This is a genomic window from Micromonospora sp. NPDC049529 (assembly GCF_055586685.1).
The window spans coordinates 182,136-190,385 of record NZ_JBVJHT010000007.1 but is presented as its reverse complement, the minus strand read 5'-3'; the positions used below and the strand labels follow the sequence as shown (position 1 = coordinate 190,385).

At 70.5% G+C, this 8,250-nt stretch carries 9 protein-coding genes; 2 read left to right on the top strand and 7 right to left on the bottom strand.

Translation table 11 applies throughout. From position 1 onward, the window contains the following. Positions 1-192: 192 nt before the first annotated feature. Positions 193-831, top strand: coding sequence for a putative glycolipid-binding domain-containing protein (locus ACZ6QQ_RS14255; protein WP_465876518.1), 639 nt, complete (start codon positions 193-195; stop codon positions 829-831). Between the two features lie 18 nt (positions 832-849). On the opposite strand, the gene cds1 is transcribed toward ACZ6QQ_RS14255, so the two are convergent. Further along, positions 850-1,941, bottom strand: a complete 1,092-nt coding sequence (gene cds1, locus ACZ6QQ_RS14250) for an L-cysteine desulfhydrase Cds1 (RefSeq protein ID WP_465876517.1) — start codon at positions 1,939-1,941, stop codon at positions 850-852. 55 nt (positions 1,942-1,996) lie between these two features. Continuing rightward, positions 1,997-2,452, bottom strand: coding sequence for an Lrp/AsnC family transcriptional regulator (locus ACZ6QQ_RS14245; RefSeq protein WP_465876515.1), 456 nt, complete (start codon positions 2,450-2,452; stop codon positions 1,997-1,999). A gap of 248 nt (positions 2,453-2,700) precedes the next feature. Between ACZ6QQ_RS14245 and ACZ6QQ_RS14240 the strand changes: the two genes are divergently transcribed. Then, positions 2,701-2,982: a BldC family transcriptional regulator gene (locus ACZ6QQ_RS14240; protein WP_465876514.1), complete on the top strand. Its 282-nt coding sequence runs from the start codon at positions 2,701-2,703 to the stop codon at positions 2,980-2,982. 49 nt (positions 2,983-3,031) lie between these two features. Here ACZ6QQ_RS14240 and ACZ6QQ_RS14235 read toward each other — a convergent pair whose 3' ends face one another. The 5 genes from ACZ6QQ_RS14235 to ACZ6QQ_RS14215 all read right to left on the bottom strand — a co-directional run bounded on the left by ACZ6QQ_RS14235 (position 3,032) and on the right by ACZ6QQ_RS14215 (position 8,204). Next, positions 3,032-3,682, bottom strand: a complete 651-nt coding sequence (locus ACZ6QQ_RS14235; protein WP_465876513.1) for a UbiX family flavin prenyltransferase — start codon at positions 3,680-3,682, stop codon at positions 3,032-3,034. A gap of 106 nt (positions 3,683-3,788) precedes the next feature. Next, on the bottom strand, positions 3,789-4,703 hold the full coding sequence (mqnP, locus tag ACZ6QQ_RS14230) for a menaquinone biosynthesis prenyltransferase MqnP (protein WP_465876511.1): 915 nt from the start codon (positions 4,701-4,703) through the stop codon (positions 3,789-3,791). Then, positions 4,700-6,163: a menaquinone biosynthesis decarboxylase gene (locus ACZ6QQ_RS14225; protein ID WP_465876510.1), complete on the bottom strand. Its 1,464-nt coding sequence runs from the start codon at positions 6,161-6,163 to the stop codon at positions 4,700-4,702. The genes mqnP and ACZ6QQ_RS14225 overlap by 4 nt, the downstream gene beginning before the upstream one ends. Positions 6,164-6,224: 61 nt before the next feature. After that, positions 6,225-6,629: a hypothetical protein gene (locus ACZ6QQ_RS14220; RefSeq protein ID WP_465876508.1), complete on the bottom strand. Its 405-nt coding sequence runs from the start codon at positions 6,627-6,629 to the stop codon at positions 6,225-6,227. A 93-nt stretch (positions 6,630-6,722) separates the two neighbouring features. Then, entirely contained in the window at positions 6,723-8,204 is a 1,482-nt protein-coding gene (locus ACZ6QQ_RS14215) for an ATP-binding protein (RefSeq protein WP_465876507.1), read from the bottom strand. Positions 8,205-8,250: the final 46 nt, after the last annotated feature.

Genomic DNA, 8,250 nt, shown 5'->3' with positions numbered 1-8,250 from the left:
GCGATCGTAGGCACGCGCAACAACCGAGACGCACCCACCAAACGACATACGACACACACACCCCCCCCCCCCCCCACCGACGCGCCCCCCCCCCCCCCCCCCCCCCCCCCCCCCCCCCCCCCCCCCCCCCGCCTTCGTTCGTCCTGGCGGCACGGCCGGCGGGGGGCCGTCTGCGGCGGTAACGTCCGGCCCATGCCGATGATGCCGAGATCGCTGCTCTGGAACCGTACCGACGTCCCGGGCGCCGACCACGTGCTGCTCGACGACCGCCGTGGCCTGCTCGCCCGGGGCGTGGCCCTGGCCGTGGACCCGCTTCCCTACACCTGCCGGTACGAGCTGACCACCGACGAGACGTGGGCGGCGGTACGGCTGGAGGTGAGCGTCGAGGGCGCCGGCTGGTTGCGCAGCCTGCGGTTGGAGCGGGCGGCCGGTCGTTGGCGGGCCAGTACCGCCGAGCAGGGCGACCTGGACGGGGCGTTGGCCGTGGCCGGGGCGCCGGGGGCCGGCATTCCGGGGATCGAGGAACCGGACCGCCTGGTCGACGCGCTCGACATCGACCTCGGTGGCGCACCGTTGTTCAACACCCTGCCGGTACGCCGACTCGGGCTGCGCGACGCCGTACCGGGCACGGTGCACCGGATCACGGTCGCCTGGGTGCTGGTGCCGAGTCTGCTGGTGGTTCCGTCGGAGCAGGTCTACACGGCGCTGGCCGGCGGCAACGTACGGTTTCACGACGACGATTTCGAGACGGACCTCGCGCTCGACGCGGATGGTTACGTGGTCAGCTACCCCGGACTGGCCGAGCGGGTCGGTGCCGAGGTACGCGGCTGACCCCGCCCGGCCCGGAACTCATCCCGACCAGGCGGCGGTGGCGAGGAACTCGTCGACGACGGCCAGGTACGGGCGCAGGTCGAGGCCCTGGCCGGCGATCCAGTCGTCGGAGTAGTAGGTGTCGACGTACCGTTCGCCGCCGTCGCAGAGCAGGGTGACCACGGATCCGCACTCGCCCGCCGCGCGCATCTGCGCGATGAGGCTGAAGGCCCCCCAGAGGTTGGTGCCGGTGGACCCGCCGAGCCGCCGCCCGAGTACGGCGCTCGCGGCCCGCATGGCGGCGAGCGAGGCCGCGTCCGGCACCTGCACCATCCGGTCGACCACGGCCGGTTGGAAGGACGCCTCGACGGTGGGTCGGCCGATTCCCTCGATCCGTGAGCCGCGCCCGGTCGACGCGGACCAGTCGGCGGCCAGCCAGGCGGGGTAGTACGCGGAGTTCTCCGGGTCGACCACGCAGAGCTTCGTCGCCAGCCGCCGGTAGCGGGTGTAGCGGCCGATGGTGGCGCTGGTGCCGCCGGTGCCGGCGCCGACGACGATCCAGCTCGGGATCGGGTGTCGTTCCAGTGACATCTGCGCGTAGATCGACTCGGCGATGTTGTTGTTGCCGCGCCAGTCGGTCGCGCGTTCGGCGTACGTGAACTGGTCCAGGTAGTGGCCGTTGCGGTCCTCGGCCAGCCAGCGGGCCTCGACCACCACCGCGGCGGGGTCGGCGACCAGGTGGCAGCGCCCGCCCTGGAACTCGATCAGGGCGATCTTCTCGGGTGAGGTGGCGGCCGGCATGACCGCGATGAACGGCAGTCCGAGCATCCGGGCGAAGTACGCCTCGGAGACGGCGGTGGAGCCGGAGGACGCCTCCACGACGGTGGTCTTCGGGCCGATCCAGCCGTTGCAGAGGCCGTACAGGAAGAGCGAGCGGGCCAGTCGGTGTTTGAGCGATCCGGTCGGGTGGACCGACTCGTCCTTGAGATAGAGGTCGATGCCCCACTCGCGGGGCAGGGGGAACGGGAGCAGGTGGGTGTCCGCCGACCGGTTGGCGTCCGCCTCGACCAGGGCGATGGCCTCGGTGACCCAGGCCCGGTCCGCGTCGTTACACCTGTCCAGTTGTTTCATGCGACGACGGTAACAAGCTGCCGACGCGGCGGTCCGGGCCGCCGGAGGAGCCGGCTCACGCCTCCTTAGCCCGTGGCTGCGGGCGGTTCTCCCACTTGGTGGAGAGGGCGATCCCGGTCCGGGTGGAGGCGACGCCGGCGGTCCGGTTGAGCCGTACGATCAGCTGCTCCAGCTCGGCGATCGTGCCGACTCTCGCCTTGAGCAGGAAGGATTCGACGCCGGCCATGAAGTAGCAGGATTCGATCTCGGGCATCTCGCGGAAGGTGGCCAGGACGTCGTCGGTGTCGCCGCCGGAGTCCTGCACGATGCCGATCAGGGCGGTGACGCCGAGGCCGACCGCCTCCGGGGCCACCTCCGCCCGGTAGCCGCGGATGACTCCGCTGGTTTCGAGTTTGCCCACCCGCTCGTGTACGGCGGGCGCGGAGAGGCCGACCTGCCGGGCCAGCTCGGCGTACGACAGCCGGGCGTTGGTTTGCAGCAGATCGACGAGTACCAGGTCGATGGCGTCCACGGACTGTAGACACTATCCCGATGAATGGGACGGGTAACGACCGGTGGGTGGTGGCTCACGCTCAAAGCGCGTAAAAACCACATATCGGCCAACCTAACTTCCCACTCAGGGCGTTTTCGCGTTCGCCGGACACGACACTCTGGCGGTGCTGTAATTGCCGTACGTCCCCACCGAAGGCTCTGGCAGGCACTTTTGTCCCGGGGGCGGTCTTACCAGTCCGGGGGCTTCGTGGACGCGAGGAGGGGGCTGTGGACACTGGAGATCGTCTGCTGACGCCGGGCGAGGTAGCTGCGCTGTTCCGCGTCGACCCCAAGACCGTCACCCGATGGGCTGCGGCCGGACGGATCGGCAGTATCCGGACACCGGGCGGGCATCGCCGGTTCCGCGAATCGGAAGTGCGTGCCCTGCTTGAGGGCGAGGGCATGCTCGATGAAGTCGACGACAGCATAGCCAACCGGCCGCGCAACACCGGTCCGGCAACGCCGACCAGCCCGAATTCGGCCGGCGCCGGCAACATGGGCATGCACTGAACACCGGTACCACCCGGGCTCGGGCCGGGATCCGGCCCGAACCGGGGCTTCACCCGGCCCGGTCCGGGCCCCGGTCGCGGCCGGCGCCGAGTTCGCCGGCCCACCGCAGGAACAACGAGTGCGGTACGCCGAGCGCGTCGAGCACCTTGCCGGCGACGAAGTCGACGAGCTGCCCGGCCGACGCGGTGGCACCCGCGCCGTAGAAGCCGGGGCTGGCGGGAAGCACCACCGCCCCCGCGTCGTGCAGCGCGATCAGATGCTCCAGGTGACTGCGGGTCACCGGAGTCTCCCGGGGCACCACGACCACCGGCCGGCGCTCCTTCAGGTTCACCTCGGCCGCACGCTGCAACAGGTCCTTCGACAGGCCGATGGCGATACCGGCGCAGGCGGCCGTACTCGCCGGAACCACCACCATCCCCAGCGCCGGGTACGACCCGCTGCTCGGACCCGCGGCCAGGTCACCCGCCGGCCAGTAGACCAGGTCGGCACCGGAGAGGTCCCGCCCCAACCAGCTGCCCAGGTCCGCGCGCCAGTGCGCGTCCCGGAACGCCGTACCGGTCTCGTCGAGGATGGTGAGCCGGGCCGCCCGGGAGATCACCAGGTCGACCCCCGCCCCGGCATCCAGCAGCCCGCCGATCACCGCCGCCGCGTACGGCGTACCCGATGCTCCGGAAACCCCCACCACCCACGGCCTGCGCATACCCCCAGCCTGCCCGGTCCGGCCGGGGTCCGTACCACCGACCCGGCAGCGCGCGTCTCCCATCACGCCGCGCGGCATCGTCGACGGGTTGCGCCGGCGGACCGGGTCAGGACCGCAGGTTGAGCCGGAACACCAGGTCGAGCAGGGCGAACAGGAACAGCGCGATGCCGACGAACCCGTTGGCGGTGAAGAACGCCCGGTTGACCTTGGACAGGTCGGTCGGCGAGACCACCACGTGCTGGTACGTGAAGGCCGCCGCGGTGAGCACCAGGCCGATCCAGAACAGCCAGCCGAGGCCGATCAACACGCCGAACCAGCCGAACAGGGCGAACGTCACCACGTGCGTCGCCGTCGACAGGTGCAGCGCGAAGCGCTTCCCGTACCGGGCCGGCACGCTGCGTACCCCGATCTCGCGGTCGATCTCGGCGTCCTGGCAGGCGTAGATCAGGTCGAAGCCGCCGATCCAGAGCCCGACCGCCGCCCCGAGCAGCCAGGCCGGGCCGGAGCCGCTGAAGCTGCCGGTGACCGCCAGCCAGGCGCCGACCGGGCCGACCGCCTGGGCGAGCGCGAGGATGGCGTGCGGCCAGTCGGTGAACCGCTTGCCGTAGGGGTAGAGCACCAGCGGCACCACGGCGAGCGGGGCGAGCGCGAAGCAGAGCGGGTTGAGTGCGGCGGCGGCGCCGAGGAAGACGACCACGGCGACGATCGCGCCGGTCCAGGCCGTGCGGACGCTCACCGCCCCGGTGACCAGTTCCCGCCCGGCCGTACGGGGGTTACGCGCGTCGATCCGCCGGTCGATGATCCGGTTCGCCGCCATGGCGAAGGTACGGGCGCCGACCATGGCGATGGTGATCAGCAGCAGGTCGAGCCAGCGCACGTGCCCGCCGTTGACGAACATCGCCGCCAACGCGGAGAGGTACGCGAACGGCAGGGCGAAGACGGAGTGCTCGATCGCGACGAGCTTCAGGAACGACTTCACCGGTCCGGGGCGTCCGGCAACGGCGGCAGTGGTGGTGGTCACTGGATTCCGTACTCCTTCCAGCGCTTGTCGACCAGGGCCCGGATCTCGGGTGACATGGTCATCTCCTCCGGCCAGCCTCGGGTGTAGCCCTCGGTGGGGAGTTTCCGGGTGGCGTCGACCCCGGCCTTGCCGCCCCAGAACTGCTGGTACGACGCGTGGTCGAGGTGGTCGACCGGCCCCTGGGTGATGAGCAGGTCGTGTGAGTAGTCGACGTTGCCGAAGGCGCGGAACGCGACCTCGGAGTAATCGTGCACGTCGCAGTCCTCGTCCACCACCACGATCAGCTTGGCCAGGGAGAGCAGGTGGGCGCCCCAGATGGCGCTCATCACCTTCTGGGCGTGCTTGGGGTAGCGCTTGCGGATGGACACGATCACGCAGTTGTGGAACACCCCGGCGGACGGCAGGTCGTAGTCGACGATGTCCGGGATGAGCATCCTGAGCAGGGGCAGGAAGATCCGCTCGGTGGCCTTGCCCAGGCCGTGGTCCTCCTGCGGCGGCTGCGAGGTGACGATCGAGTGGTAGATCGGGTCGCGCTGGGTGGTGATCGCCTCGATGTGCATCACCGGGAACGGCTCGACCGGGGTGTAGAAGCCGGTGTGGTCGCCGAAGGGTCCCTCCGGCAGCCGCTCGCCCGGCTCGATGTAGCCCTCCAGCACGATCTGGGCGTTCGCCGGCACCTGGAGCGGCACGGTCAGGCAGTCGACCATCTCCACCCGCTCGCCGCGCAGGAAGCCGGCGAACAGGTATTCGTCGATGTCGCCGGGGAGCGGGGCGGAGGCGGCGTAGCTGACCACCGGGTCGGAGCCGATCGCGATCGCCACCGGCAGCCGCTCGCCCCGGCGCTCGGCGACCGCGTGGTGCGCGGTCGAGTCCTTGTGGATCTGCCAGTGCATCCCGATGGTGTTGTGCGAGTGCTGTTGCAGCCGGTAGAGGCCGAGGTTGCGCTTGCCGGTCTCCGGGTGCTTGGTGTGGGTCAGCCCGAAGTTGTGGAAGATCCCGCCGTCGCCGGGCCAGACCTGGAGGCCGGGCAGGCGGTTCAGGTCCACGTCCGCGCCCCGGTAGACGATCTGCTGGCAGGGCGCGGTCTTGACCTTCTTCGGCGGCAGCGACTTGAGTTGCAGCACCTTGCCCAGGCCGTCCCGGATGCCCGACCAGCCGACCGGCAGCTCCGGCTTGATCATGGCGCCGATCCGCTCGCCGATCTCGTCGAGGCCGTCCACGCCGAGCGCCATCGCCATCCGGCGCTCGGTGCCGAAGAGGTTGATCGCGACCGGCATCTCGCCCCGGGTCGGGCGCTCGAACAGCAGTGCCGGGCCGTCCGCCCGGACCGTCCGGGTGACCACCTCGCTGATCTCCAGCGTCGGGTCGACCGGCACCGTCACCCGGCGCAGCTCACCCGCGCTTTCGAGGGCGGCGATGAAGTCCTTCAGATCGGCGTACGGGAAGCCACGGGCAGCCATGCCTGCCAGTCTCCCGTACCGCCGGGCCGGTTGCCGCAGCCGGGGTGCCGTGCGGCGGGGGTCACAGCAGGCCGATGCCGAGCAGGAGCGTGCCGGCGGTCAGGCTGGCCCCGCCGAGCGTGACGAGGTGGATCAGCTTGTTCGGTTTGGTGTCGGTCGGGCGGACGACGGAGAGGAAGAAACCGAGCGGCATCAGGATCGGCGCGGCCACGAACAGGACCCGGACCAGGGTCAGCATTCCGTCGCCGTAGTCGGACCGGTCGAGGTAGAGCAGGGCGACCAGGGCGAACAGCACGAGTACGCCGGCATGGGCGTGTCCGGCGGTCCAGAGTGCCCGCCGGACCGGGTTGTCGAGGTAGCCGGGGATGCGGCGGACCAGGTGCATCAGCAGCGACAGTCCACCGAAGGCGATGGTGCCGACCGTGATGATCAGGATGGCGGCGGTGGTACGGGTTTCCGGTGTCACGGCAGGCTCCCGGTAGACGAGTTCAACTCACCTTGTCACTGTCAAGATTGGCGCCCGCCACGCATCTTGTCAACAGCTAGATTGCTTCGCCGGTCAGTAGCCGCCGTACAACCGCTCCAGGTCGAGCAGCAACACGTCCTGCCTGCCTGCTGACGTCGCGACCAACTGGTCGGTGAACCCGATCGCGCTACAGAGCAGCAACCGGGCCTGTTCGGCGGCCACCCCCGGACGCTGCCGCAACAACTCGCGTACCCGGGCCAGCCGGTCGAGATCCGGCTGCCCCAGGGTCCGGCCCCACTTCACCTCGCCGATGGCCAGCACCGAACGCGGTCCGCCGCCCAGTTCCGGCTCGCCGAGTGCGACCAGGTCCAGCTCATGGCTGGTACGCGCCGCCGGGTCGGTCAGGCTCGCCGACCCGACCTGTGCGGCAAGTCCACCGAGCGTCTCCGGCGCGGCGAACCGGGCAACCCAGTGGCGAACCATCTCCTCGAAACGCGGCCCCAGCACGGCGCTGGTGAACCGCCGTTGCGAGCCGCGCCAGACGTCCGCACCACGGCGCTGCTCCAGCGCGGTCCACGCCGGCTTCATCACCGCCTCGTAGAAAGTCACCAGGGGTTCGGTGATGCGGTATGAACTCCTCCCGCTGCGCAACGGGTCCGGGTCGCGTACCAGCAGGCCGGCGTCCTCCAGCACGGTCAGCGGATGTTGCAGGTCGGTCGCCTTCCGGCCGATGTACCCGGCGATCCCGCCCCTGGTGGCGTTCCCCTCGGCCACGGCCGCCAGCACCGAGTGGTACAGCGCGGTCTCACGCAGGTCCGGATCCTCGGCAAGCAGGTAGCGCGCCTCCCGGAACAGTGGCCGGGCGGGATTGAGCACGGCGCGGATCACCCAGTCGTCGAAGTCTCCGGCATCGGCCGGGGCGTCGTCCTGGACGTACTCGCGACGGTAGGCCGGCGTGCCGCCGACAATGGAGAACACCCGTACGGCCAGGGCTGGATCGCTGATTCCCCAGAATCCGGCGGCGGCCCGGAAGTCCAGCGGTGCGACCGGCAACTCAAGTCCCGCCCGGCCGCGCAGCGGCGCCGAGCCGGCCAGCAGCCCGCCCATGAAGGAGAGCGCCGAACCGCAGAGCAGCAGGCGGGTCCGGGATTCGGTGCGTTCCGCCCGCCCTGGGGTGAGGGCGTGTTGGACGACCGACGGGAGATCATGTCTCGCCCGGGCGAGGTAGGGAAACTCGTCCAGGACCACCGTGGTCGGCCGGTCCCGGCCGAGGGCGAGCAGCGCGTCGACCGCGTGCGACCAGTCCGGCAGGTGGACCGGCCCCGGAGCGCCGCTGTACTCGCCGAGCGCCGCACCGAGGCGGCGCAGGGAATCCGTGGTGGTCGCCTCGGTCGCCCCGAAGTAGAAGCCCCTGGTGGCCTGGGCGAGTTGGTAGAGCAGCAGCGTCTTGCCCTGACGGCGGCGACCACTGACCACGCCCAGGGTGGCGCCGGGCCGTTCGTCACCGACGAACCGGGCCAGCTCGTCCCATTCGGCGTCGCGATCGAAAATCTCGGCCGGCTTGCGTAGCCCCACGGTTACCGCCCGGAGTAGAAGTACACTTCTAAGAAGTGTACTTCTA